Annotated in this window: 24 protein-coding genes and 2 pseudogenes; 17 read left to right on the forward strand and 9 right to left on the reverse strand. The window is 59.7% G+C overall.

Features of this window, described 5'->3' with window-relative positions:
• The first annotated feature begins 123 nt into the window (after window positions 1-123).
• A complete protein-coding gene (gene oxlT / locus E7813_RS23415; protein WP_291577657.1) occupies window positions 124-1,389 on the forward strand; it encodes an oxalate/formate MFS antiporter in 1,266 nt (421 codons plus the stop codon).
• Here oxlT and E7813_RS23420 read toward each other — a convergent pair.
• On the reverse strand, window positions 1,352-4,012 hold the full coding sequence (locus E7813_RS23420; protein ID WP_291577658.1) for a tetratricopeptide repeat protein: 2,661 nt from the start codon (window positions 4,010-4,012) through the stop codon (window positions 1,352-1,354). The two genes, oxlT and E7813_RS23420, sit on opposite strands and share 38 nt — an antisense overlap.
• Before the next feature lie 206 nt (window positions 4,013-4,218).
• Here E7813_RS23420 and E7813_RS23425 point away from each other — a divergent pair, with 206 nt between their 5' ends.
• On the forward strand, window positions 4,219-5,028 hold the full coding sequence (locus tag E7813_RS23425; RefSeq protein WP_291577659.1) for a hypothetical protein: 810 nt from the start codon (window positions 4,219-4,221) through the stop codon (window positions 5,026-5,028).
• 43 nt (window positions 5,029-5,071) lie between these two features.
• Here the strand turns inward: E7813_RS23425 and E7813_RS23430 are convergent, their stop codons facing one another.
• A complete protein-coding gene (locus E7813_RS23430; RefSeq protein WP_291577660.1) occupies window positions 5,072-5,734 on the reverse strand; it encodes a DUF6065 family protein in 663 nt (220 codons plus the stop codon).
• 115 nt (window positions 5,735-5,849) lie between these two features.
• Entirely contained in the window at window positions 5,850-9,047 is a 3,198-nt protein-coding gene (locus E7813_RS23435) for a lantibiotic dehydratase (protein ID WP_291577661.1), read from the reverse strand.
• Window positions 9,048-9,632: 585 nt separating this feature from the next.
• Here E7813_RS23435 and E7813_RS23440 point away from each other — a divergent pair.
• Window positions 9,633-10,661 carry a class I fructose-bisphosphate aldolase gene (locus E7813_RS23440; RefSeq protein ID WP_291577662.1) on the forward strand — a complete coding sequence of 343 codons (1,029 nt, stop codon included), beginning with the start codon at window positions 9,633-9,635 and terminating at the stop codon, window positions 10,659-10,661.
• On the opposite strand, the gene E7813_RS23445 is transcribed toward E7813_RS23440, so the two are convergent.
• Window positions 10,658-10,891 (reverse strand): hypothetical protein, encoded by a 234-nt coding sequence (locus E7813_RS23445; protein ID WP_291577663.1) that lies wholly within the window; start codon window positions 10,889-10,891, stop codon window positions 10,658-10,660. The two genes, E7813_RS23440 and E7813_RS23445, sit on opposite strands and share 4 nt — an antisense overlap.
• 60 nt (window positions 10,892-10,951) lie before the next feature.
• Window positions 10,952-11,842: a hypothetical protein gene (locus E7813_RS23450; protein ID WP_291577664.1), complete on the reverse strand. Its 891-nt coding sequence runs from the start codon at window positions 11,840-11,842 to the stop codon at window positions 10,952-10,954.
• 250 nt (window positions 11,843-12,092) lie between these two features.
• Here E7813_RS23450 and rfbF point away from each other — a divergent pair.
• Window positions 12,093-12,863, forward strand: a pseudogene (gene rfbF, locus E7813_RS23455) (glucose-1-phosphate cytidylyltransferase).
• Window positions 12,860-13,927: a CDP-glucose 4,6-dehydratase gene (gene rfbG / locus E7813_RS23460; RefSeq protein WP_291577665.1), complete on the forward strand. Its 1,068-nt coding sequence runs from the start codon at window positions 12,860-12,862 to the stop codon at window positions 13,925-13,927. Before rfbF ends, rfbG begins: the two are co-directional and overlap by 4 nt.
• On the opposite strand, the gene E7813_RS23465 is transcribed toward rfbG, so the two are convergent.
• Window positions 13,915-14,124: a hypothetical protein gene (locus E7813_RS23465; protein WP_291577681.1), complete on the reverse strand. Its 210-nt coding sequence runs from the start codon at window positions 14,122-14,124 to the stop codon at window positions 13,915-13,917. The genes rfbG and E7813_RS23465 overlap by 13 nt on opposite strands.
• Between E7813_RS23465 and E7813_RS23470 the strand changes: the two genes are divergently transcribed.
• From E7813_RS23470 to E7813_RS23515, 10 genes are all read left to right on the forward strand, one after another.
• The gene (locus tag E7813_RS23470) at window positions 14,032-14,388 is read left to right on the forward strand and encodes a hypothetical protein (RefSeq protein WP_291577678.1); all 357 of its coding nucleotides are present in this window, start codon (window positions 14,032-14,034) and stop codon (window positions 14,386-14,388) included. The two genes, E7813_RS23465 and E7813_RS23470, sit on opposite strands and share 93 nt — an antisense overlap.
• Window positions 14,295-14,786 carry a methyltransferase domain-containing protein gene (locus E7813_RS23475; RefSeq protein ID WP_291577666.1) on the forward strand — a complete coding sequence of 164 codons (492 nt, stop codon included), beginning with the start codon at window positions 14,295-14,297 and terminating at the stop codon, window positions 14,784-14,786. The genes E7813_RS23470 and E7813_RS23475 overlap by 94 nt, the downstream gene beginning before the upstream one ends.
• Window positions 14,707-15,186 (forward strand): hypothetical protein, encoded by a 480-nt coding sequence (locus tag E7813_RS23480; protein ID WP_291577679.1) that lies wholly within the window; start codon window positions 14,707-14,709, stop codon window positions 15,184-15,186. Before E7813_RS23475 ends, E7813_RS23480 begins: the two co-directional genes overlap by 80 nt.
• Window positions 15,183-16,112, forward strand: a complete 930-nt coding sequence (locus E7813_RS23485; RefSeq protein WP_291577667.1) for a Gfo/Idh/MocA family oxidoreductase — start codon at window positions 15,183-15,185, stop codon at window positions 16,110-16,112. Before E7813_RS23480 ends, E7813_RS23485 begins: the two co-directional genes overlap by 4 nt.
• Window positions 16,079-17,107 carry a glycosyltransferase family 2 protein gene (locus E7813_RS23490; RefSeq protein ID WP_291577668.1) on the forward strand — a complete coding sequence of 343 codons (1,029 nt, stop codon included), beginning with the start codon at window positions 16,079-16,081 and terminating at the stop codon, window positions 17,105-17,107. The genes E7813_RS23485 and E7813_RS23490 overlap by 34 nt, the downstream gene beginning before the upstream one ends.
• 265 nt (window positions 17,108-17,372) lie before the next feature.
• Window positions 17,373-18,629: an ABC transporter substrate-binding protein gene (locus tag E7813_RS23495; RefSeq protein WP_291577669.1), complete on the forward strand. Its 1,257-nt coding sequence runs from the start codon at window positions 17,373-17,375 to the stop codon at window positions 18,627-18,629.
• Between the two features lie 107 nt (window positions 18,630-18,736).
• Window positions 18,737-19,612 (forward strand): branched-chain amino acid ABC transporter permease, encoded by an 876-nt coding sequence (locus E7813_RS23500; protein ID WP_291577670.1) that lies wholly within the window; start codon window positions 18,737-18,739, stop codon window positions 19,610-19,612.
• A gap of 2 nt (window positions 19,613-19,614) precedes the next feature.
• Window positions 19,615-20,541 (forward strand): branched-chain amino acid ABC transporter permease, encoded by a 927-nt coding sequence (locus E7813_RS23505; protein WP_291577671.1) that lies wholly within the window; start codon window positions 19,615-19,617, stop codon window positions 20,539-20,541.
• Window positions 20,538-22,022 (forward strand): ATP-binding cassette domain-containing protein, encoded by a 1,485-nt coding sequence (locus E7813_RS23510; RefSeq protein WP_291577672.1) that lies wholly within the window; start codon window positions 20,538-20,540, stop codon window positions 22,020-22,022. The genes E7813_RS23505 and E7813_RS23510 overlap by 4 nt, the downstream gene beginning before the upstream one ends.
• Window positions 22,023-22,115: 93 nt before the next feature.
• Window positions 22,116-22,442, forward strand: coding sequence for a hypothetical protein (locus E7813_RS23515; protein ID WP_291577673.1), 327 nt, complete (start codon window positions 22,116-22,118; stop codon window positions 22,440-22,442).
• A gap of 49 nt (window positions 22,443-22,491) precedes the next feature.
• Here the strand turns inward: E7813_RS23515 and E7813_RS23520 are convergent, their stop codons facing one another.
• Genes E7813_RS23520 through E7813_RS23530 form a run of 3 tightly spaced genes read right to left on the reverse strand, consistent with a single transcriptional unit; the run spans window position 22,492 to window position 23,968 of the window.
• Window positions 22,492-22,698 carry a hypothetical protein gene (locus E7813_RS23520; protein WP_291577674.1) on the reverse strand — a complete coding sequence of 69 codons (207 nt, stop codon included), beginning with the start codon at window positions 22,696-22,698 and terminating at the stop codon, window positions 22,492-22,494.
• Between the two features lie 20 nt (window positions 22,699-22,718).
• Entirely contained in the window at window positions 22,719-23,117 is a 399-nt protein-coding gene (locus E7813_RS23525; protein WP_291577675.1) for a hypothetical protein, read from the reverse strand.
• A gap of 47 nt (window positions 23,118-23,164) precedes the next feature.
• Window positions 23,165-23,968, reverse strand: coding sequence for a sterol desaturase family protein (locus E7813_RS23530; RefSeq protein ID WP_291577680.1), 804 nt, complete (start codon window positions 23,966-23,968; stop codon window positions 23,165-23,167).
• 184 nt (window positions 23,969-24,152) lie between these two features.
• On the opposite strand from E7813_RS23530, the gene E7813_RS23535 reads away from it, so the two are divergent.
• A complete protein-coding gene (locus tag E7813_RS23535; RefSeq protein ID WP_291577676.1) occupies window positions 24,153-25,427 on the forward strand; it encodes an ABC transporter substrate-binding protein in 1,275 nt (424 codons plus the stop codon).
• Between the two features lie 2 nt (window positions 25,428-25,429).
• A pseudogene (locus E7813_RS23540) lies at window positions 25,430-25,816 on the forward strand (branched-chain amino acid ABC transporter permease); the annotation flags it as partial.

Consider the following 25,816-nt stretch of genomic DNA (forward strand, 5'->3'; position numbering starts at 1 on the left):
TTAACGGCGCGGCTGATGGCGCTTCTTCATGCGCCTGCGGCCATCGGTGCGCCTGCCTATTGCCATCGCCGCCGTTCTGGCTGTTTACTGGGGCAGGGCACGATCATCCTGGGGGAGAAGAACATGTCGGTTGCTAGCACGCCAGTTTCGGCTTCGATGACGGGGGCCGCATCGTCTACGCGCTGGATCCAGCTCGTGCTGGGTCTGATTGCGATGATGTCGATCTCGAGTCCGCAATACGTCTGGACACTCTTCACCAAGTCCTTTCAGGACAACCTGCACGCGAACCTTCCCGCGATCCAGATCACCTTTTCCATCGTCATCGTGCTGCAAACCTGGCTCTCGCCGTTGCAGGGATATCTCGTCGACAAGTTCGGCCCGCGGTTGCTGATCGCGATCGGTTGCCTGCTGTCCGGCCTTGGCTGGGTAACCTCGGCCTACGCCACCGACCTGGTCGGTCTGTATTCTACCTACGGGCTGTTCTGCGGCATCGGGACCGGCATCGTCTACGTCGGCATCGTCGGGCTGATGGTGCGCTGGTTTCCTGACCGGCGCGGTTTCGCTACCGGAATGGTGGCGGCCGGCTACGGTTTCGGCGCGATCGCAACCACTTTCCCGATCGACACCATGCTCAAGAGCAACGGCTATCAGCACACGCTGGTGGTTTTCGGCATCATTCTCGGACTGATCGGAGCTGCTGCATCGCTTTTCCTGCGCATGCCGGGTCCGTCGGATGTTCTTCCACCGGCGCCGGTCGCGACGACCTCGATCGATGTCGCCCCCAAGGCGATGCTGCGTACCGGGGTTTTCTGGCTGCTGTTCTTCATGATGACCATGATGTCCACCGGCGGCCTGATGATCATTTCGCAATTCGCCTCTTTCTCGCGCGATTTCGGCGTGGCCTCGGTGATGGTGTTCGGACTGGCGGCATTGCCGCTGGCGCTGACCGTGGATCGCATCACCAACGGCCTGACGCGGCCATTCTTCGGTTGGGTGTCCGATCGGATCGGACGTGAAAATACCATGGCGATCGCGTTTCTGATGGAGGCCGCGGCGGTCAGCACCATGGTGCTGTTCCGCGATAATGCGCTGGTCTTTGTCATCCTGTCGGCGGTGGTGTTTTTCGGCTGGGGCGAAATCTTCTCGCTGTTCCCCTCGACGCTGACCGATACCTTCGGCACCAAACAGGCCACCACCAATTACGGATTCCTCTATATGGCGCAGGGAGTGGGTTCGGTGCTCGGTGGCCCGCTGGCCGCCCTTCTGCATGACGCGACGGGAAGCTGGCTGCCGGTGTTCGGCATCATTATCGCGCTTGATATCCTGACCGGCATCCTGGCGGTGGCGGTGCTCAAGCCGATGCGGAGGGCCTACTTGTCGGCGGCATAACCTGGTTCCCGCACCACGCTTGCCACATGCCGCGATAGGCGGCCTCGATGTCCCGGGCGAACGCCGCGAAGTCCATCATCCGGCTGCCGGCCATTTTGTGTCGAAGATTGTGCCGGACCGCGCGCAGCCCCGGTAGGTCGGTCGCCAGACGGGTTGCGAGATCGACATAAGCGCTCTCGCTTTCCGCAATCAGCTCCGGCAAGCCGATATTGTTCAGGATCGTGACGCCCATTCGCGCCGTGAAGTATTCCCCGGCAAGCGCGACGACAGGTACGCCCATCCATAACGCGTCCAGCGTCGTCGTGCCGCCGTTGAACGGGAATGGATCCAACGCAATGTCGATCTTGTTGTAGAGGACGTACTGGTTCGATCGTTTGCGCGGCTCAAGCATCAGCCGATCGAGCGGAAGGCCGAGGCCGGCGAGACGGGCTTCGGTTTCGCGGCGAAAGTCCGGACTATCGATGCCGACGATTTCCAGAAGCAGCCGCGCGTCGGGGACGCGAGTGAGGATGTCGGCCCAGCGTTTCAGGGTGCGATCGCTGACCTTGGTGAAATTGTTGAAGCAGCCGAAAGTCGTGAAGCCATTGTCCTCGCGCGGCGGATGGTCGATTGGTTCCGGAATGCCGGCGCGGGGCTGGTAGCAGCAAAACGTTGCCGGCAAGCGCCACAGTGTGTCGGTGTTGAGATGTTCGGTCATGCCGACCGGATCGGCATAAGGATCGGTGATCCGGTAGTCGATCGCTGTCAGGCCCGTCGTTGTGGTGAAGCCAAGCCAGCTCGCCTGGATCGGTGCCGGCTTGCGCGCAAATACCAGCAACCGGTTGGCCGCCATATGACCCGACATGTCGATCAGAATGTCGATGCCGTCGGCTTCGACAAGATCGGCGGCGGCATCGTCGCTGATCGTGCGAATATCGCGCCAATGATCGAATCGGGGTTTCAGCCGGGTTGTGACTTCGTCCTCCGAACGGAGGTTGGCGTAGGCGAAGAATTCGAAATCGCGTAGCTGGTGGTGCTGCAGCAACGGTTCGAAAAAGTAGTTCACTGCGTGATCGCGAAAATCTCCGGAGACATATCCGATCCGGAGGCGCCGGTCCGGATCCGTCTTGTTGGCGAACGCGCGCCGTCTCAGCAGCGGAGCCGCAACGTTGACATCGAACAAGCGGGCCTGATCGACCAGGGCCTGGTGCGGCACTTCGGCGGAATAGCCGAGCAGCATGATCAGGTTGTTATGCGCGTCGATAAAATCCGGCTTCAGACCGATGGCCGATCTGTAGCTGTCGATGGCTTCGGCAATCCTGCCCTGGGCCTTGAACGCGCCGGCGATATTGCTCATCGCAAGCGCATAGCCCGGCTTGATCCGAAGCGCCTCCTGATAGTGCCGGATCGCCTCGTCCAGCCGGCCCGCTTCGTTGAGCACGTTGCCGAGGTTGTTGTGCGCCTCGGCAAGTTCGGGGTTCTGGCGAAGCGCCTCGACGAGGTGACCGATCGCTTCATTGGTCTTGCCCTGATCGAATAAAACAGCGCCCATGTCGTTATGCGCATTCGCGGCGTTCACGCCGGTTGCGATGACGGCGCCATACTGCCTGATCGCTTCGTCCGGATTGCCGAGCCTGCGATGCAAATTGCCGAGGTTGGTCTGGGCATCGGGGAAGACCGGGCGGAGTTCGATGGCGCGCTGGAAGTGTGCAAGCGCTTCCTGCAAGCGGTTGAGATCTGCCAGCGCGGTCCCAAGATTGTAGTGCGCTTCGGCAAAACCGGGCGCGATGGCTAGCGCCTGGCGGTATCGCTCGATTGCCTCAACGGGATTGCCGGACTCCCGCAGCAAGCTGCCCATATTGTTGAACGCCAGCGCGTGGTTGGGGTCGATCCGAATGGCTTTCTCGTAACAAGAGTACGCGGTTTTGCCGTCGTTGTTTTGCCGATGGATGTTCCCGAGGTCGCTGAGAGCGACGGCATCCTGCGGGTCGATCTCAAGGGCGCGCTCAAGGGATTTGATCGCATCTTCAATCTGCCCATGCGCTGCCAGCGCACTGCCAAGGCTGCGGTGGAACGAAGCCATATCTGCCTTCTGCCGGATCGCCTGGCCGATCAATTCGATGCCGAGACCGACACGGCCGGTTTGAGATGCAAGCACGCCGATCATGTGGAGGCTGTCGGCATGGACCGGGTCCGCCAGCAGGATCGCGGTATAAAGCTTCTCGGCTTCAGCCAGCCGTCCCGACCTTTGATGGTCGAGCGCGCGTTGATGCATTTCCGCGTGGTCGAGCCGGATTCTCAGCGCGGCAATCGCGGGGTTTGAAAATCCGCGGGCCGCGGCTTTTTCGAGTACGGCGCGCGCATCGCCGATCGAGCCCGCCAGCAGCAAAGCTTCGGCGAAGGAAAGCCAGTAGCGGCCCTCCTGCGGATTCGCCCGCAATGCCTTGGTCAGGAATGCCAGCGCCGCGGGAAGGTTACCCTGCTGGACGGCCAGTGTGCCGAGCGCGTGATTGGCTTCGGGGTTGTTCGGCTCGGATTTCAGAACGCTGCGAAACAGTCGCTCCGCATTTTCGGTGCGCCCGGCGTCGAGGTGAACCAGGCCCTTGCGGACTGCCTTGTTGCCGGAACGGGCGCTCGCGTTCATCCGCAGGATAACGATCTGTGAGGGGCAAGGACGATTCTTATAATTGATTCGGGACCGCAAAAGGCGCCTTCGGACAGGGAATACGCCTGCATCCGTTGCGAGAAGTTTGACAAGGGCTCCACGGGATTTATGATTGTCGTCCTTGAAAGGTCGTGCGGAGGATGGCGAGATACAGCATCCTTGTAGTTGCAAGGGAGCAATGGCCTATGAGCACCATCGATTTTGAAAAGCTGGGACCGCAGGACAAGGCAAAAATCACCGACCGGGTTTGGTGGGAGGAATTGGGCCTTAGTCCGGACAATGAGGTGATCCAGGACCCGCACTGGTTTCAGGTCATCACGCGATCATCGCCCGGATTGCTGGCTAATTCGGTCGCAAAGTGCGAAATTGACGAAGCCGACATCGACAAGCGCATTCAGGAAACCATCGCTACTTACCGAAAGCTCGGCTCCGCCTTCCACTGGGTAGTCGCCCCGTCGAGCCGTCCCCGCGACGTTGCCTCGCGCTTGACCGCCGCCGGAATGAAGCTTGGCGGCACTTCCTCCGGGCTGATAGCGGACCCCCGGAAAATAACGGTTGCACCACACGCGGGTGTTACGGTCGAACCGCTTACCGATAAAAACCTCGACGAATATGTGGCGTTGATTTCGTCCGACGCGTTCATCGAGGAACATGCCGTAGCGCGACACCGCAAGATGGTTCATCACCACCTCAAGGAAAAAGGAAATCTGGTCAGCCACTTCCTGGCCAGGTTCGAGGGCAAACCCGCAGGCATCGCCCAGATTCGCTATCACAGCGGCTATGCTTTTATTCCGGGCGGAAGACCGGAGGTGAAGGCGCAGTTCACCAACCATGGCGTATTCAGCGTTCTTGTGGCGCATTTGGCCGCGGACGCCGTTAAAAAGGGATTCCATGTCATCGCCAACTATGCCGGAAAGGAAACCGCGCCGCTTTGGCTGAAGTTGGGTTTCCAGAAAACCTGCGATTACGCGCTTTATTTCTGGCGCCCCAACTAGCGCTTCCGGTCGAGTTCGATCTGGCCGGCCAAGGGCGCCGCAATTATTTGTTGCCGGGCCGCGAATTGCGGTTTCGCCGAACGTCCGCGGCATATACACCGCTCCGTGTCTCATGCGGGTTGATGGTTTCTTCCAGATGCTTCCAATCGTCGTTGCCGAGAGACGCCAACCCCTCTACCAACTCGAAGTTGTCCAGTTCCTTCGATGCATATGTCGCGGTTTGCACCGGTTGAAGCTGGAACAGCGGCCGGTTTGTACTGAATAAAATCGGGTGACCCGTCTGGCAAAGCCGGATTGTGGAAATGAGGGGGCCGAACCACCAGTCGGTTTCAATGATGCCCTCGAGAACCTCGTAAGCAGGCCCGCGTGGCAGGTTCGCCGGGCCCCTCACAAGCGTGCTCCAGCCGGGCCGGGTATGCACCAGGACACCCGGCCAGATCTGGATAAGGCCGACCTCGCGTCTGGCCAACAGGAACGGAAATGGCGTTTGCAGCGCGTTCTTCGCCGGCACCGAGTTCTCGTAAAGATCCGCAAACCCCGGCAATACGACCGCGGTTGCCGGCTGCCATCTTCTCGCGTCGGCAGCTTTCCAGAAAATCTCGGTGCCGTCCCATTTGAGCATGAAGTCAATTGGCGGATACACGTACCAGCCGAATGCGGATGCCGCTGTTAAGGGTTCGCAGTGCTGGTAGGCGCGAAGCGGCATCGATCCGAGCAGGCTCCGGTCGGCCCGCCGCGGCGCGGGCGCATCCGGGAACAAGGAGAAGAACTTGATCAGCGGTTTTTCTTCATCCGAACTCTTGCTCATGGCCGCAAGTCCTTTATTTCCCTGGCTGATCAGAACCCGGCTCGATGCGCGTCATCGCCAATCCCTGATGTAATCGTCGAAGCATGCCGCATATCGGTCTTTCATCCCTCGGACTTGCGCCCAGCAGACGATTAAGATGAAGATGAACGAAGCTGGCGTAAATATCTGATATTTCACGGGTCAGCGCGCCGGATTGCGAAAGGCTGGCCAGGCGCAGGCCCAGCGGAACGATATCATGGCGTCGGGCTTCGAACGCTGCTGTGATAGCTTCGATCTCGTGCAAGGCAGCGGCGTTTCCGTCCTCGAATGCCTGCCTGAGGAATTTCCCGTGTTTGCGAAACCCGGTTCCTCCTTCGTGCCCAGGCGCCAGGGCGCGGTAAACCCTGATCCGGGCTTCCCCAGAGATACCGAGCGCACCCAGGAAGTCGTCCGTACTCAAGGCGGAAACAAGCATCCTGTTTTCCGGATTTCGCCCAAGCAGGTGCAGAAACGCTACGACGGCTCGACTGTCGGCGGAGAAGATACTCTCCGATATGGCCAGGCCTTCCGGCCCTCCGTACCGCTCCAGCTCCCGCTCATATGTCTCGTAGCTGAACCGAAGGCACAGATCATCTTCGACCAGCGAAGTTGCCCACGCTGACAACAATGGCATGAGGTCGCTTGCCATGCGCTCGGGATTCCCGCGAAATCGTATCCTGAGATGATCCTCCGGATCGGTGTATCTTAGAAAAAACCAATCCGCGGCCATCGCGGATGCGATGGCCTTTTCGCCGAATTCCCGCAGGCGATACAAAACGTCATCCTGAAAATCCCTGCCGCAATATATTTTCAGATAAAGCCATTCGGTACCCGGCGGACGCAGCCGCTGCAAATTCGATCGGCGCGGCGGCACGGCGGGCATCTGCACAGCTTCAGCCGGAGGCAGGCCTTCCGCCGATTCCGAAGCTTCCGGCCGCCGAACAAGAGAGACAACGAATTCGGAAACGTATTTTCCACGGGGGCCTTGAAGCCATGCCTGGTCAATCGCCGGAATGACCTCCTGCACGACGATCCCGCCTGGGTCATCAGAATGTTCCAGCTCCCAACGAAGCTCGTCGGCTTGTTGAGCATCTTCGAGGTCCAGCAGCAGACGTTCGGAGGATAGACCGAGATAGACATGTCGGGGGATGCCCAGTCGGGCTCGACACTTTGCAAGCGCTTGATGGAATCCGGCACTATCGCCGAGTATCTGTGAATCACCCAATTCGTCCAGGCGTAGCCGCCATTGTGCCGGACGCAGCACGATACGGCCCGACTGAAGCCGAGGAAGATACGGAAACAACTCGGCAGGTCCCCAATAGAACATATGCAGCCACGGAAAACCGTCCTGGCTGACTTCGGCCAGAAACCGCCCGAGGCGCGACAGATGGCTGGGCGCCAGCATGTGCCCGGAGCAGATGCGGACCTCGCGGTCGCGAACCACCCACCGTAGATAAAAGCGGTCATCCCGAATACCGACGACGAGATCGTCGGGACGAATGACGTGGGCTTCATCGACACCGGGCGTGGTGTCCAGCGCAATTTCGTACCGGCGAATCGCGGGACGAATGGCGACGTTGGACAGTCGCGATTGACGGGGAACGCAAATCAACTCGGCCCACAGCGTGTCGGGTGAGTTCGCCTCTTCGCCCCGCGCGACCATCTGCACCACTTCATTGCCGTGTTTACCCAACAGGTCGGCAAATCGGCCAACGAACCGGCCTGCGGCGCTGGCCCAGCCACCCGGTCCGACCACGATCTGGAACTTGCCGGCATCGATATCCGCAGCGCACGCCGCCGCCACCAGCACCGACAGGTCCAGCGACGGCGGTGCGTTTTTTGGGGCCGGGCGCCAGGTTTCCAGGGCTGCCAGCAGGTCGGGCTTCAGTTCCAGCACCTGTGTTCGATCGCGCAGGGCGCGACACGCAAGATCGAGCAGATTTTTCGAGCGCTCGCTTTGGCAGTCTTCGTCGAAGCCGGCTGCCGGTTCATTCAATTCGGCAAGCTCGGCTTGCCAATGCGTGCCTAAACCGAAATTAGGATCGAGCAATTCAATCAGGGGTACCTGACGGTCATGTCCGTAGCGCTGAATGAAGTGCTGGCGAAATGCAGCGACATGCGGCAGTCCGGCAGGGTAAACGGTCATGCGAAGCAAAAGCTCCGCGGCTCGAGCCGCTTCGTCAGCAACGGACCTTGAGACTTGGGATCCATCGAGAGGTATTGCTGCGTCTATCTGAAGTGCCGGCGCGCCGCGCCTGGTCGACGCGGCCGAATGCTCGTCTGATGCAGTGTCGGCGGCCTGTTGGAGGCTTTGGCATTCGGCTCCGCTAGGCGCTGCATGTCCTTTGGAGCGCTCAAGCATATTCTTAAGAGTTGCCGCCGCTTCCAGGGCCGCCGGTATTCCCGCCAATCGCTGCAATACGTATCGGGCGGGATCCTCCGTCGTAAATGGCGGCCGGAGGTCCGTTCTTATGAAATCATATTGCCAAAGGGAGGTGATGAGAGTCTCGACTTGATCGTCGCCGGCGCGAAGCTTGGTTGTCAGATCGCGTATGACCGCCCGATACGGCAGGTAAGTTTGCGTGGCTTGCAGGGCTGCAAGAACCGCATCCGTGGCGCGGATCGATACGCCCGCGCTTGCCGCCATGCCGGCGGGAAGCTTGAGAGCTTCGGTTATCATGGCGCGGCCGGCGCGAACCAATGCGCTGCCGTTCGCGCACAGCCGGAGTTCGCGGCGGATCTCGATCTTCCCTTCAAGGTCCTGGACCAGTCGCCACAACCAATCCATGTCGGGTCTTGCGCACCGTTCAGCCGGCGAGCTCCCGATCCGCAGGTCTGTGCGTTCTCCGAATGTAGTGAGTGCAACCCCGGCAAAGAGCCCGAACGGAACCGGGCGGCTCGACATCCGAATGAGGTAGCGAAGCAGTTTGCGCGCGAGGTCGGAAGACTGACGGTGCCGGCGCAGGTCCAACGACCGGATGAATGAAGGGCTGGCGATCGATATCGCCTCGCGTATCCTGATGCGGCGCGGGTCCGCTAAATCGGCCTGCTGCGGATCCATCAAGACCCGCATCATATCCGTTAGACTAAGGTAATCATCCAGCGAGAGACTTGGAGCGCGTAGCAGTGCGTAGGGAATTGGCTCGTAAAGTGAGCCGGTGAGCCGGTTAAGGGGCTTGGCGATGGCGCGCACCGTTCTCGATCGGCTGGGCTGTGCCCCTTGGCAGATAACGCAGGTATGCCAGAAGCGCGTTACGGTATCCCGTCAATACGCACAGCCTGTTATTGTCCGAGCCTCCAACAACCCGCTAGCGGGATTTTTTCGGCGTCACACGGCGGGGAGGCGCGCCCCGAACGCAATTAAGCACGCCGGGCGTGTAGGCGGTGGCGGGCGCTACGACGGGTGCGCGATTCGGATTTCGTGGATTGGGCCTTGTGACGGGAGACGGAGCTTTTTTCGGCGCCGTCCGCTCGTCCTGCAAACTCGGTCTGTCCGAAACGACTTCCACCTCGGCCTCTCGCCTTCCGCTGACATATCCATCGAGCGGACGCGCATCCAGGTCCCACAATACCCGGTCGTCAGACGATCCAACCGCCATGATGATCGTTCCCTTTGTAATTATTCAATAAATTAATCACGCCGCGCGCGTGAATGTCAAGGCGCGGGAACACTTGTTCGGGATGGCGTAGTCGGTTTGGATAGTTCGGCCGCGCGTGGCGGCGAGGAATGAACGGTTATAATGTAGGCTTTCGGAGTGATAGCCTTGAGGAGTTAGCCATGAATCTTGTCGACCTCAACAAAGTGGCTCAGGCCATGGTTATGCCGGGCAAGGGGATCCTCGCCGCCGACGAATCCTCCGGCACCATCAAGAAGCGGTTTGATGCGATCAACGTCGAATCCACCGAGGACACCCGCCGCGACTATCGCGAAATGCTGTTTCGTTCAAAGGACGCGATGTCGAAATACATTTCCGGCGTTATTCTCTACGACGAGACCATCTGGCAAAAGGCCAAAGACGGCACGCCGCTGGTTCAATTGATCGAGCAGGCGGGCGCCATCCCCGGCATCAAGGTCGATGAGGGAACCCAACCCTTGCCGGGTTGCCCTGGCGAACTCGTCACCGCCGGTCTCGACAAGCTCGGCGAACGGCTTGCGGCCTATTACAAGCAGGGGGCACGTTTTGCCAAATGGCGCGCGGTGATCGACATCGGCAAGGATATTCCAAGCATGACCGCGATCCACGTCAACGCTCATGCCCTGGCGCGCTACGCGGCGCTGTGCCAGGCCGCCCAGATCGTGCCGATCGTCGAACCTGAAGTGCTGATGGATGGCGATCACGATATCGATCGGTGCTACCAGGTCACTCAGCGCGTGCTCAACAAGACTTTCCAGGAATTGCGCGTCCAGCGCGTGGCGCTCGAAGGCATGATCCTGAAGCCGAACATGGCGGTTTCGGGCAAGAAAAGCCCGAAGCAAGCTTCGGTCGGGGAAGTCGCCGAGAAGACCATACGGCTGCTGAAGAGCTGCGTGCCGGCAGCGGTGCCGGGTATCGCATTCCTGTCGGGCGGCCAGTCCGACGAGGACGCCACGGCGCATCTCGACGCCATGAACCGGATCGGCGGATTGCCGTGGAAGCTGTCTTTCTCCTACGGCCGTGCGCTGCAATCGGCGCCGCAAAAAGCATGGTCGGGCAAGTCCGAGAATATCGCCGCTGGACAACGCGCCTTCACCCATCGCGCGCGGATGAATTCGCTCGCCAGCAAGGGCGAGTGGAAGAGCGAGCTGGAGCAAAGAAACGCGGCCTAGCCGGCCGTCATCCATCCGTCACGGCAAGCCTGGCCGAATGGCAAGGTCACCCCGGTCGGCCCCGGTGAAAGCGATGCCCCGCCGAGGTCAGCAATGCGATGATGGCTGCCACTCCCGGCCACGACCGCAAGCGCCAGACCGTAGTTTCGCCGAAATACGTTGCGATGCCGGCCTGCCGCGACAACATGCTTTTGTTCGCTGGTCCAGCCTGACAAGGCAGCCATCGCCATCGGATCAGCCTCCAAACCAGTCGGCGTGCCCTGTCGGCGTGCCCTGGGGGCGCGCCGTCGCTAACGCCGGTCGTACTCGTCCGGTTCCATCGCCCACAGCCATTGGTCGTGGCCGTTGGCGTAATTGCGGTTGGTCTGCGCCGGATTGCGGTTGATCAGCGGCCGCATGTACATCGGGTGGGTGGCGCTGCGCACCTCGTGTTCGACCGTGAACAAAGGCTTGCCGTTTGTGAGATCGACGATATCGCGAAAGCGGTATTGGTACGGATTATCCTCGCTGTAGATAAGGCCGCGCTCCGCCAGCCGGCCATGGGGGCCCGAGAAGTTCGTAATGTACATCTGCACGTGGTGGCCATCATATTCCGGCTGCGGCCGGTCGGTTTCGCGAAACTGCAGATACTGGTCCTTGCCCGTCTGCACGCGCGCCAGAGTGCCGTTGCCGTTTTTGAGTTCGGCGGGCATGCCCATGATCTCGGGATAAAAACCGCAAATGCCTTGCGCCGTGCCGACGGGTACGTCGAACTCGACGTAGGGGATGCCGAGCGTAATGCGTCCAAAACGCGTGGCGTCGGGCTCATGGCAGCGCACGCGATTGCCCCAGGGACATATCGCCTCGACGCAGTCATTGTGCTCGCGGAAGGCGAACGCCGTGCCTTCGAGCTTGCCGGCGACGAACTTGAGCCGGTTCAGCAGCGCCGCGCGGCCCGGGATGACGATTCCGGTGTGGCCTCGTACCACCTGCGCCTTGCCGCTCGGCAGATGAAATTGGCTTCGGCCGACATTGATCCACATATTGGTATCGGACACCATGAGATAGGGGTCGCGGGTTAGCCCGAGCCCGGTGACGTAGAACAACATCGCCAGATGCTGGTCGGGCACTTGCACATTGACGTGTTCGAGAAAAATCGCGTTGCCGAGATCCTCGGCGGCGCGGTCGAATTGCTGCTGCATGCGCGTTGTCCTGGATGCCTGTTTCGGCACATCATAATGCGGCGTGACGCACTAATCCAATAGACCGGCTCCGGTAGATCAACCGCAAGTTTAGCCGTACGGGGAGTTCGAAGGTGGCTGCTGCGGTGCGGCGGTGTCTCGCCTTGAAAACCTGCCGCCGACGCCCTGAAATTGCAAAATTCCCTGTCCTGCAAGAATCTTGTATTAAACCGCGAGCGCCGGGATGGGATTCCCGCCGGGGAACTTTGTCATGAAGGTCGTTATTCTGGCGGGAGGCAGGGGCACCCGGTTGAGCGAGGAAACCGACGTCCGTCCTAAACCGATGGTTGAGGTAGGGGGCCGTCCTGTCCTCTGGCACATCATGAAAATCTACAGCCATTACGGCTTCAACGATTTCATCATCTGCCTCGGCTACAAAGGTTACGTGATCAAGGAATATTTTGCGAATTACTTTCTCCACATGACCGACGTGACCTTTCATCTGGCCGAAAACCGGATGGAAGTTCACCGCGAGACCGCCGAACCCTGGCGCGTCACACTGGTCGACACCGGGGACGCCACCATGACGGGTGGAAGGATCAAGCGGGTGTTATCCTAAGTTCGCGACGAAGAAGTCTTTGCCCTCACCTATGGCGATGGACTCGCAAACATCGATCTCGGCGCTGAATTGGCGTTTCACAAATCTCACGGGCTCCTGGCCACGGTGGCGGCCTTGCGGCCGGCCAAGCGGTTTGGCGTAATCGCCATCGACGGTCAGAAGGTAACCAGTTTTCACGAGAAGCCCGCGGATGAAGGTGGCTGGATAAACGGCGGCTTCTTCCTGTTGTCGCCTTCGGTGGGGTCGCTGATCCAGGGAGACGACACCGTCTGGGAAGAGGGGCCGATGGAAACGCTCGCGCGCAACGATCAATTGCGGGCTTACGTCCATCATGGCTTCTGGCATCCGATGGATACGCTGCGCGACCGTATATTTCTCGAATCGCAGTGGGCGGCTGGCAAAGCCGACTGGAGAGTTTGGTGATCGATCCAGACTTGTGGCGCGGCCGGCGGGTCTTTTTGACGGGACATACCGGCTTTAAGGGAGCCTGGATGGCGCTGCTGTTGCGCTCTTTGCGAGCCGAGGTCCACGGTTTCGCGCTGCCGCCGGAATATGCGAACGGGATATTTTGCGTGGCCGGCGTCGAAGCCGACCTCAATCACGAGATTGGCGATATCCGCGACCTCGAGGCATTGAAGGCGTCCATGCGGCGGGCCGAGCCGGAGATCGTGATCCACATGGCCGCGCAAGCCCTGGTCCGCCGGTCGTATCTCGATCCGACCGAGACCTATTCAACGAACGTGATGGGGACCGTCAACCTGCTGGAGGCGGTCAGGTTGACGCGCGGGGTGAGGGCGGTTGCGGTCATTACAAGCGACAAATGCTACGACAATACCGGAGCCGGAAAGCCATTCCGCGAAGGTGACGCGCTCGGCGGATTCGATCCGTACAGCAGCAGCAAAGCGTGCGCGGAGATCGTCGCGGCTGCCTATCGCGGCAGCTTCCTTCACGGCGAGGATGCAAGCCGGATTGCCACCGCTCGCGCAGGCAATGTGATCGGAGGTGGAGATTGGTCGACCGATCGCCTAGTGCCGGACATGATGAAGTCGTTCATGCAGGGCGAGGCGGTCCGAATCCGTAATCCCGATGCCGTGCGACCCTGGCAGCATGTGATCGATCCGCTGATCGGATATTTGACGTTGTGCGAGGCGTTATGCGCAGCGCCTCAATTTGCCGAGAGCTGGAATTTCGGTCCCACTGCCAGCAGCAACATTACGGTTGCGGAAGTCGCCGGCGCGCTTGCAAAAAATTGGGGACCGGGCGCTAAATGGGAAATCCGCAGGAAGGATGACCTCCACGAAGCGGCCTTCCTGCAACTCGATTGTTCGAAGGCCATCAGCCGCCTCAAATGGCGGCCGCTGATAGAATTCGAGGCGACCCTGGCATTGACGGTCGAATGGTACAGGGCTTTCAGCGAAGGGTGCGATATGCGCAAATTTACGCTGGGCCAGATCGATAAAATTGCCAGCAACGCTCAACGCAGTTGAAGGCTGACAAGAGCATGAAGGTGCCGAGCCTGCGCGAAACGACACGATGCGAAGTGTGCGGCAATCCGCAACTGCGCAGCTTCGTCGATCTCGGTAATCATCCGATGTGCGACGATCTCGTGCCCGTCGGGGACGCCCGTATCTGCAGGGAGTATCCGATCGAAATCCTGTTTTGCGAGGTTTGCCGCACCGCCCATCAGCGATTTCAGATTCCGAAACAGGAACTGTTCCCGTCCTCTTATCACTATCGATCGCGTCAAACCGCCGATGTTCTCAACGGCATGAAAGCGTGGTTGAGATGTGTGAGGGGACGCTCGACGGTCTTTCCGCCAAGGTCGTTCTGGACATCGGATGCAACGACGGCAGCTTGCTTTCATTTTTCGCGGAAAGAGGCGCCAGGACGGTCGGTATCGAGCCAACCGGCGCGGCAAAGGACGCGTGTAAGCGCGGGCACCGAGTGATCAACGATTTTTTCACCGAGGAAACAGCCGATAAGGTTTTGCGCGAATTCGGATCGCCCGACGTCATTACTTTCACCAACGTATTCGCCCACATTGAAGACCTGAAAGCCGTGTTGCGGGCGCTAAGGGCGGTCGCCGGCCGCAACACCCTGATCGTCATTGAAAATCACTATCTCGGCTCGATCATCGACAAGTTCCAGTTTGATACGTTTTATCATGAACATCCCCGGACCTATAGCCTGACGTCGTTCGTGCACATCGCTCGATCGCTCGAGATGAAAATCGTGCGCGGAATTTCCCGCACGCTATGGCGGGAATATTCGCGTTTTCCTCAGCGCCGCACTCGACGACGGCGAAGCCCAGCAGGCGATTTCGGGGATCGATGCCAGCGAGCGTAACTTCGGAGCAGGCCTCGATGAATTGGCGAAGCGAATTCCGGTGTGGCACGATACCAAACTCGCCCGGATCGATGATGAAGTTGCCAAACGAGGTCCGCTGGCGGCGAAAGCGTTTCCTGGACGGGCCGCGATCCCGATGAAGATGCTGGGACTGTCGAACGAGCACATTATTGGCTGCTACGAGAAGCCTTCGTCAGCGAAGGTCGGACACTATGTGCCGGGATCGAGGATTCCGATTCTCTCGGATGACGCGTTATCATTTGAACAGATTGGCGATGGTCCGCTTTTGAACCTCGCCTGGCATATTTCGGCTGAGATCAGGACCTACATGCGAGGCCGTGGTTACCGGGGAGAATTTCTCGACATCATTTCACCCGGCGACTTTGCGGGATCGCCGTGAAGTTCGCGGTACTGGGCTCGGGGTTTGGTCTGTACGGCTACGTGCCGGCCCTGATCTCCGGCTGCAATCAAGAGGTCTATCTGCCGGCGCGTTACCGGGTCCGCTTGAGGGAGCGGGTTGATGTGCGGCCGTTCGAGGATGTTATTCAATGGCGCGCTGACGAAGCGGCCATCCTGCAAGAAGTCGACGCCGTCGTCATCTCGCGCCGGCCTCAAGACCAGGAGCAATTGATTCATCGTCATCTGGGCGCTCCCAACCTCCGGGCCTTTGTCCTGGAAAAGCCGCTCGGCACGACGCCAGGCTCCGCGTTGGAAGTGCTGGATACTCTTGAGGCGGCCGGAAAATCATATCGCATTGCCTATGTCTTCCGCTATTTGCCGTGGGCCGTGCTGCTGAAGCAGACGCTGGAAAAGCGTGAGGCGCCGGGCTCCATAAGGATCGTTTGGCGTTTTCGGGCCCATCATTACGCTCATGCGCTGCAGAACTGGAAACGCAGCGTTTCCGATGGCGGGGGCGCATTGCGTTTCTTCGGAATTCAGCTGATCGGCCTTCTCGCGGAGATCGGCTACCGGAACGTCACCGGCGCGCGATGCACAAGCAGCCGCCGGGATGAGTGTGAAACATGGTCGGCCGGGTTTGGCGGGCAAGGATTGCCGCACTGCCGGGTAGATGTCGAAACCAATGCGACTACAAAGCGGTTCTCGATCGAAATCGATGAGTCCCCGGCCGGCTCCGTGCGGATAGTCGATCTCGAAGAGCCATTCCAGCAATGCGCGCAGATCGGCGGCCTCGACCGGCGGGTTGCCGCTCTCTCCGAACTTTGCCACGAATTGATCGATGGCCGTGATACCGGTTATGGATGGTACCGCGGGTCTCTTGCGCTTTGGGACCAATGCGAACGCCATCTTGGGCGGGAAAACGGGTAGCGAACGCCACGATGAAGAGCACCCGAAAGAAGATTTCGATCGTTACGCCGTGCTTCAACGAGGAGGCGGGTATCGCCGAATGCGTCGCCGCGGTTGCGGATATTTTCAGGAACGAACTGCCTGACTATGATCTGGAGCATATCTTCTGCGACAACGCGTCGACCGATCGGACCTTGTCTATCCTCAAGGAGCTGGCGCGAGCAAACCGTTCGATCAAGATCATCGTAAATTCACGCAACTTTGGCATCCTGAAGAACACCTATAACGGTGTCCTGCACGCTAGCGGTGATGCGGTTGTCCTTTTTCTGCCGGCTGACCTGCAGGATCCGCCGGCCTTGATCCCCCAGTTCGTCAAGCTTTGGGAGCAGGGGTACGAGATCGTCTATGGGCTTCGCTCGGAACGAGACGAGGACTTTCTGGTCCGCACCGCCAGGAAACTTTACTACCGCCTGCTCAGCAAACTGACCTACGTCGAATATCCGCCGGACGCCGGCGATTTCCAGCTCGTCGACCGGAAAGTTCACGACGCCATGCGTCGCATCGACGATGCCCAGCCATTCATGAGAATGATGACGTTCGAATCCGGGTTCCGCTCCATCGGCGTGAAATACCGGTGGCTGGCCAGGAAGCACGGCAAATCGCATAACCGTTGGAGCCACATGTTCGAGCAGGGGCTTAACGGCATCATCAGTTTTAGTGGCGCGCCGGTTCGGGTGGCGCTTATTGCCGGCTTGCTGATTTCTCTTTTGAGTATCCTGTACGCCATTGGCGTCGTGGTGTTTGTGCTGCTTGGCCGGATCCATTCGCCGGCCGGCATTCCGACGTTGATTGCGGCGCTGTTCTTTTTTGGCGGAGTTCAAATATTTTTTGTCGGCATTTTGGGCGAGTACATCCTTGCGATCTACAATCAAGTTCGCAGGAGGCCGCTCGTCGTCGAGCGGGAGCTCGTCAATTTCGACGATCCGACCGGAGATGTTCCCAATGACAAACCTTGAGTGCGGGCTTCGACAGGGATCGCCTGTCTAGTCAGCCCCGTTGACGAAAGTCCTTCCGGATGCAGGTGGAACTGCTGCCATCTTCGGGAAACCATCTTGAAAGCCAGTATCTCGTTCTCCAGAATGGAACAGCGAGGCTGCGCTACCTACTTTAGTTTCGCTATCGAGAAGGGCTTGGCGGTGCAGTTTTGCTTGCTGCTCGCGCGAGCACGGTTAGAATGGCCTGTAGGCTGAGCAACAAGTCTATCAATTGGAGAGAAACAACATGAAAAGAACATCCAAATCGCCTGTTTTTTGGTCACTGCCGACGCTTCTTGGAGCGACCGCCCTCGGCTTGCTAGCGACTTCCGGCCACGCTTTGGCCGCGGACCCCATCAAGATCGGTGTCATCGCAGAAGCCCAGGCTATCGCCGGAGCATCGATCCCTCAGGCAGCCCAGATGGCTGCGGATGAAATCAACGCCAAGGGCGGCGTCGACGGACGCAAGATCGAAATCATCACTTACGACAATCACTCTTCCTCAGCGGACTCGGTTCGCGCATTCCAGCGCGCGGTCAACGAGGACAAGGTCAATATCGTCATCTCCAGCTACATCAGCGAAGTCGTGCTGGCGCTGGAACCCTGGGCCTCGCGTCTCAAGACGCCCTTTATTACGCCAGGTGCGGCGTCCAACGAGATCAGCAAGAGCGTCCACAACGACTATGAGAAGAACAAATATACCTTCCACGGTTATCTGACCTCGGCCGCACTCGCGCTGTCGGTCTGCGACGCCGCCAAGGAATTGCTAGTCGAGCAGAAGCACATGAAGACGGCTGTCATCATGAGCGAGGATGCCGCCTGGACCACGCCGCTTGATATCGGGTACGAGGAATGCCTGCCCAAGATCGGGTTGAAAGTGCTTGACCACATTCGCTTCTCGCCGGACACCACCGACTTCACGCCGATCTTCAACAAGATCGAAGGTGCCAAGCCCGACGTGATCATCACCGGCATTTCCCATGTTGGCGTGCAGCCGACGGTGCAGTGGAAGAACCAGCAGGTTCCGATTCCGATGCTCGGGATCAGTTCGCAGGCCACCAACTCGACCTTCGGCGCGGACACTAATGGCGCCGCGGAAGGCGTGCTCTATCAGGGCGTGTCCGGCCCGGACGTTCCGGTGACTCCGAAGAGCCTTCCCTTCACGCAGGGCTTCAAGGCAAAGTTCGGCAACTTCCCGTCCTATGCCGGCTATACCTCGTATGATGAGGTCTATTATATCGCCGACGCAGTGAAGCGCGCCGGTTCGACCGACGCGGACAAGCTGGTCGCGGCGCTGGAAAACACCGATTGGGAAGGGACCATCGGCCGCATCCAGTTCTACGGCAAGGAAGACCAGTTCACCCATTCGATCAAATACGGCAAGGGCCTGATCACCGGGTTGATGCTGCAGTGGCAGGATGGCAAGCAGGTCGCTGTCTGGCCCAAGGAAGTCGCCAAGGGACAGTTGAAGTTCCCAAGCTTCATCAAGGTCACATCGAACTGAAGTCTTATGATCATGCTCCCGGGCCCGCCCGGGAGCATTTTCGCATATCCCGTTTTCAGAATGCAGTTTCCAAGGAGTGAGGCAGCGGTGCTGCCGCGGCCGATATAATGCTTGCCTTCCAGATCCTGATCGATGGCTTTGCCATCAGCGCTTTGTACGCTCTGGGTGCAACCGGTTTCACCCTGATCTTCGGCGTTTCCGGCGTGCTCAATCTGTCGCATGGCGCCATCATGGTGTTGGCTGCGGTGGCGGCATGGGCTGCCGCGAGCGTGTTGCATATGGACACCTATAGCGGCGCGCTGGTCGGTGTGGCGGTTGCGCTGGTGGCAGCGCTTGTCACCTATTACGTGGTGGTACAGCCGCTTCAGAAATCGACCCGGATTCCCAACGAGGAAAAAGAGATCTTCGTTCTCACCGGCACGCTGCTGTGGGGGATCATGATCCAGGAACTGATCGCGTATTTCTTTACCAACAATGCCAAGACCGTGCTGCCGATCGTCGAGGGTGTGATCGACATTTTTGGCGTGCGCACCCCGAAGAACGAGATCTTCACCGCCGCGGTCTGCTGTCTGGTGATCGGCCTGCTTTGGCTATTGGTGAACCGTACCCGCACCGGCAAGGCGGTGCTGGCGGCGTCGATGAACCCGCGCGGGGTCACCCTGCTCGGGCTTGAGCTGACGAACATCTATATCGTCGTCTGGGCGATCTACGGCATCCTTGCCGGCATCGCCGGCGTGTTGCTCGGAATGTTCCTTGGCGTCAGCTCCTATAGCGTCGGGCCGCTCACCGCGAGCGCCTTCTCGATCGTGGTGCTGGGCGGCCTCGGCAGCGTATCCGGCTCGCTGATCGCCGCCTTCGTGGTCGGCTACCTCGAGACCCTCACCGCCTATCTGGTCTCGCCGGCGTACCGGACCATTCCGGCGCTGCTGCTGCTGGTCATCGTGATGTATGTCCGTCCACAGGGCCTGCTCGGGAGGCGATGAGCATGAACGGCTTTTTTAAATCGCGGCTGTTCTGGATATCGCTCGGTATTGTCGTCGTCGCCTCGACGCTGCCGCTCTATGTCTCCGGCTACATTCTCGGCCTGCTCACCGTCGCCTATTACTTCGGCGTGTTCGCGATGGCTTGGGATCTGCTGTTCGGATTTGCCGGCGAAGTGAATTTCGGTCCGACCTTCCTGATCGGTGTCGGCGCCTACACCGCTGGAATCCTCAACAATGAATACGGATGGTCGGTTTATGTGTGCATTGCGCTTGGCGCATTGGCCTCGGTGATCGCCGGATTTGTGCTGGCGCTCCCGGCCTTGCGGGTACGCGGTCCTTATTTCGGGCTGACCACGCTTGTGGCCGTGCTGATGTTGCAGAATTTCATCGTGGTGTTCGCCGGACTGACCGGGGGCGAGATCGGGCTGACCATCCCCGACGTCATCACGATCGACGCCGGCGCAAATTACTGGATTGCGCTCGGCTTCATGACCATCAGCGCCATTATCCTGTACGGGCTTTCGCAGTCGCCGGTCGGTCTGGTGCTGCAGGCCAGCGGACAGGATCCCATTCAAGCCGGCGCCCTCGGATTTAACATCGTCAAGCACAAGCTCGCGGCTTTCGTGGTGAGCGCCTTTTTCTCCGGTCTCTCCGGCGCGTTGCTGGTGTTCTATTTCGGCACCGCATCGGTCGGCACCGTCGTCGACATTGCTGTCGGCGTGAACGTCATCGTCGCCGCTGTACTCGGCGGTCGGCGTACCGTGCTCGGCGCAGCCCTCGGCGCTATCTTCCTGATCGTGGCCGGTGAGTTCCTGCGGCCAACGGGAGAACTGGCGACGTTCATCGTCTCGGCCGTTGCCCTGCTGGTGGTTCTGTTCTTCCCCGGCGGTTTCCTCGGCGCGGCCCTGTCGAACGAGGCCCGCCAGTGACGGACACGACCGCCAACAATGCTCCCGTCCTCGAAGTCCGCGGCTTGACTAAACGCTTTGGCGGCTTGACCGCTGTGAAGAACCTCAGTCTCGAGCTGCGCGCCGGCGAAATCTTCGGTCTGATCGGCCCGAACGGTTCCGGCAAGTCGACCGCGATGAAGGCAATCATGGGGATCGAACGTCCGACGTCGGGCGAGGTCATTTTCCAGGGTGAAAATATCGCCAGCCTGCCTGCGCACAAGATCGCGCGGAAAGGTTTCGGCATGGTGTTTCAACATTCACGTCCGCTGAACCGGCAGACCGTGCTTGAGAACATCATGGTCGCACTGCTGCCCGACAGCCTGTTCATGCTGTTTGCGGACAAGGCCCTGACCGAACGCGCCAAATGGATCGCCAACCGCGTCGGTCTCGGCGCCGTGATGGATCGGCGTCCGCCGACATTGCCGTTTGCGGATCTGCGCCGGCTTGAACTCGCCAAGGCCATCGCCCGGGATCCCAAGGTGGTGCTGGTCGACGAACCCTTCGCGGGGCTGACGCTGGGCGAAGTCGGCACTTTTTCCGAATTGATCCGCAGCTTTCGCGATGAGGGGCGCGCGGTGCTGCTGGTCGACCACAACGTCAAAAGCGTCGCCGCATTGGTCGATCGCGTGCTTGCAATGTATCTCGGCGAGGAAATCATCACCGGCCGCGCCGACGAGGTGATGCGCAACGAGACCGTGCGGCGGGTTTATCTCGGCGGCGCGATCGAGACCTCTGCGCGTCCGGAAACCAGCTTCAAGGACAAGGTGCCGTTGCTGCAGGTCGAGAACGTCAGCGTCCACTACGGCAAGGCGCAGGCGCTGGAGAACGTCTCGATCCACGTGCACCAGGGCGAGTTCGTCTCCATCGTCGGTCTTAATGGCGCCGGCAAGACCACGCTGTTCAACACGATCTCGGGTTTCCTGCCCTACAGCGGAGAAATCGTTCGCGACGGCGAGAAACTGCGCGGCATCAGTCCGGCGCGTATCGCCCGAAGCGGCATTGTGCAGTGCCCGGAGTCGCGCGAACTGTTTGGCGAGATGAGCGTGCGTGAAAATCTCGATCTTGGCGGGCAACATCTGTCGACCGAAGACAAGGACAAGCAGCTGGCATGGCTGTTTGACTTGTTTCCGATCCTGAAGGATCGTCAAAGCCAGATCGCGCAGACCCTGTCCGGCGGCGAACAGCAGATGCTGGCCATCGGACGCGCGCTGATGATGCAGCCCAAAATCCTGATCCTCGACGAACCCACGCTCGGGCTGGCGCCCGTCATTCTCGAGCAGTTGTCGAAGGCGCTGGAAAAATTGCGCCAAACCACGCCAATCACGGTTTTGCTGGGCGAGCAAAACGTCACCTTCGCGCTTCCGCATGCCGACCGCGTGTACGTGCTGGAACATGCGCGGATCGTCTGGGAAGGCGATCCTGGACGCTTTGCCGCGGAAGCGGGTGAGGGCTATCTCTAAGAGAACACCCCCGCATGGCTGTTGTGTGATCTATATCACATAACTCCCCGTTTCAAATGGGCTAATCTCCGGTCCAACAAAGGGGAGATTCACATGCGTAAATTCATCCTGGTCACCGCGATGGTTCTGGTATCCGCCACGGCACAAGCCCAGACCAGAGGCCTGACGCTGGCATCGAACGATGAGCCGGTGGCGGCCGAACCGCAAAAACCCGTCGAGGCGCCGAAATATGTTGAGCGGCCTCCGGCCGTGGACACCAAGGCCGAACTGCCGAAGTCCGAACCGGCTTCTCCCGGGGTTGAGAAAAAAACCGATGTCCTCAAAACCGAAGCCATCAAGACCGACAAGCCGAAACGCCGGCATTCATCGACCGAAGCGCGCGTGATCTACGAACTTCACCGGCACGGTATCTATTGGTGAGGCGCTGACGGCGCTTGTTGTGTTGCAAGGCCGGCGGAAGCAGCATCCGCTATCGTGAAGCATCGCGGCTAACGCCGCCGCCGGTTTCGTTGCGCTTGACCTCGGGAAACAGCCACATCGCAAAAATCATGAAGAAGCCAAGGAACGCGACGACATATTGCATGCGGTCGTGACCGGCGGCATGCTGGAAATAAACGGCTATGGCGGCGACCAGGACCACGACAAACGAAAGCGCAAGCTTGATTTTTACGGGCATCGCCTATCCTCCCAATACATTCACGACAGGCCTGGCCATGACGGGCCGACGATTTTTGCCAGAGCGGCAAGAGCCAGCGCCTGAACGCCGACCAGCACAAGAAGCCCGGCGCTTCCGTCACGCAGTGGCGACGGCCAGATTTCGAAAAGTCCGGGTACGAACAGTATAACGAGCCCGGCCACCACGATCAGCGTACTCCATCGGAGCTCGGTATAGCCGTAGAAGCCGGTGCCCGTCAGAAGCGCTGCCAGTAAAACGGCATTGCCGGCGATCAGCAATGTCGCGGATCCCGATTTGGCGGCCTGCGGGCGTGCTTTAAGCGGGAACATGCCGGCAACAACCAGGAAGGCGATCGCGCAAACAGTCGCGAACGCCGCAAACCAGAGCAGGGAAATCCAGTTCGGCTCGATGGCGGCCATGATTACGTCCCTCGATCCGGTTACGCGACCGGCGAGCGTGGCCTCGCTTATTCAGCCGGCGTGGCAAATCCGGTCGCTTGTCCCGCCGTGCCCGGCATCGGCGTGCGTGAGGTCTTGCGCATATTGGTTTTGACGAAGCGGGTATCGTAGCCGTTCAGGAGATGACCGATCAGGCCGCGATCAAGGTCCGACGTCCCGAACAGCCAATCCATCACCGGGAATGTCAGGTTCATGTTCCGCTCCATCATGATGGACTGGTTATGATGGGCGGTGTGGTGGCGCCGCAGGGTATTGACGAACGGCATGTTGCGCACGAACCAGTTTTCATCGACATGGCAGCAGAAATGCATGAACTCATAGATCAGGTACATCGAGGTCGTGGTCGAGATCAGCAACCAGCCGACATTCGGCGAGATCAGCCAGCCGAAAAAAAGCGCCGGCGGGATCGACATCATCGTGAAGGTCACCAGCGCGTAGGGCGGGAAGAAGGTCACGCGCCAGTCGTGATGATCGGCGAAGCGCATCTCGCGTTCGGTGAAGAACTGATGGTGCATCAGCGTATGCCGGTTGTAGATTGCGCGGAACGCCTTGATCTGCGACGGGCGGTGCATCACGAAGCGATGGATCCACCATTCGAAGAAATTCGCCGCGAGGAAAGTGAGGGGGACGGTGGCCAGTTCCCACCAGCGCAAATCGCTGACATTGGCAAAATATATCGACAGCGCCGTGAATCCGATCACGTAGATGACAAAGATATGGAGCCAGCCATTGTACCAGCCGGCGATACGGTGACGATACGTCGCCCGGTAGGTCCGCTGCCGCTCCGTCATCGGGCTCGAGGACAGTTCCATCACGCCGTCTCCATCATCCTATCGGTTTGCCGATCTGACATATCACCAATCTATTAGCCCGGCAACGGGGTTCTGCGTAGTGTCCGGGGGCACTGCGGAAAAAACCGCTTGATGCCAAGTCTGTGATATATTTATGGTATGGCAACGCGCGCATCGAAGAGGCGCCGGGTAACGGGAGGCTTTCATGAAGTTCACGCGTCGCGATTTTTCCAGGCTCGCCGGCACTGGCGTCCTCGCCGCCGCAGCGCCCCGGGTGTTTTCGCCCGCCATCGCCCAGAACGCGCCGCTCAGGATCGGAATGATCGCGCCCCGCTCGGGTGTGGCCGGCACCGCAGGCGAATGCGGCATCCGCGCTGTGCAGTGGGCCTCGGAGCGCATGAACAAGGATGGCGGCATCGGCGGCCGCAAGATGGAACTGGTGTTCGAGGAGGAGACCACGCCGAAGGATACCATCGAGCGCTTTCGCCGCCTGATCCTGCAGGAAAAGGTCGAGAGCGTGCATGGGCTGATTTCGACCGGGGTGAGCCTGGGTGTAGCACCGGTGGCGGAAGAAGAGCAGGCTTTGCTGGTGATGTGGGACGGCACCACCCAGGACGGCGTCAAGGAGACAATGCCGAAATCGAATTACGTGTTTCGTTCGACCGACAATGAATGCGAAGCGGTGATGGGATCGCTGCTCGCGATCAAATATTTCAAAGGTAAATTCAAGCGGGTCGCCGGCATCAACCCGGATTATTCCTACGGCCGCAACAATTGGGAAGCCTTCAAGCAAATTCTCGCGCGCTACGGCGTCGAAGCGGAGGTTGTCGCCGAACAATGGCCGAAGGTCGGGACCATGGACCTCACGTCGCATGTCGCCGCGCTCAATGCCGCCAAGCCCGATCTGATCTTTTCCTCGATGCTGTTTGCCGACCTGCCGGTTTTCATGAAACAGGGTCACGCGTCGGGACTGTTCGACGGCGTCAAGCTGGTGTTGCCGGCCGCGGGCTGGCAGATCAACGAGCTCAAGAAGGAGTTCATGCCGGAAGGCATCATCTTCGGGCACAACACGCTGTATTTCGATCACCCGCAGGCGTCGCCGTTGCAGAAAGCGTTCATTGCGGATTACATCGAACGCTACAAGCAAGTGCCGCATTGGGAAGCGGACCGGGCCTATTTCGCGCTCGCCACCTATAAGGCCGGCGTCGAAGCCGCGCAAAAGGCCGCCGGCAAGTGGCCGACACCGGATCAGGTGGCCCAGGCGATGCCCGGTCTCGAGGTCGATAGCCTCGGCGGCAAGGGCCGTTTCCGAAAGGACAAGATCGCCGAGCAGGTTTTCTATCAGGGGCCATCCACAAACAGCAACAAATACGACTTCCCGACGCTGGCCTCGATCGACACCTTCCAGGCCGAACAGTTGCAGAAGCCGCCCGGCGCGGATTTCTGGGACTGGATCAAGACCGCCAAAATGCCGGTCTAGGCATGACCGAGTTTGTGGATGTCGTCCTCGGCGGGACATTCCACGCTGCGGTCTTGTTTCTGGTGGCGGCCGGCCTGCAACTCGTGTTCGGGGTGCAGAAGATCGTCAATCTCGCCTGCGGATCGTTCTACGCGCTGGGGGCGTATTTCGGCATCACCGCGGTTGGTATTGCGATCAGGCTCGGCATGCCGCCGCTTTTGTTCTTTCCCGTCTTGATCTTCGCCGGTCTTGCCATCGGCCTCGTCGGCCTCCCGATCGAGCGCGTGCTGCGCACGATCTATCGCCGCGACGAGAGCTATCAGCTCCTAATCACGTTCGGATTTCTCCTGATGTTTCAGGATGCGTTCCGTTACCTGTGGGGGACAACGCCGCGGACCATGGACAACGTC

The organism is Bradyrhizobium sp. (assembly GCF_004799405.1).
In the GTDB taxonomy this organism is placed as follows: Bacteria; Pseudomonadota; Alphaproteobacteria; order Rhizobiales; family Xanthobacteraceae; genus Bradyrhizobium.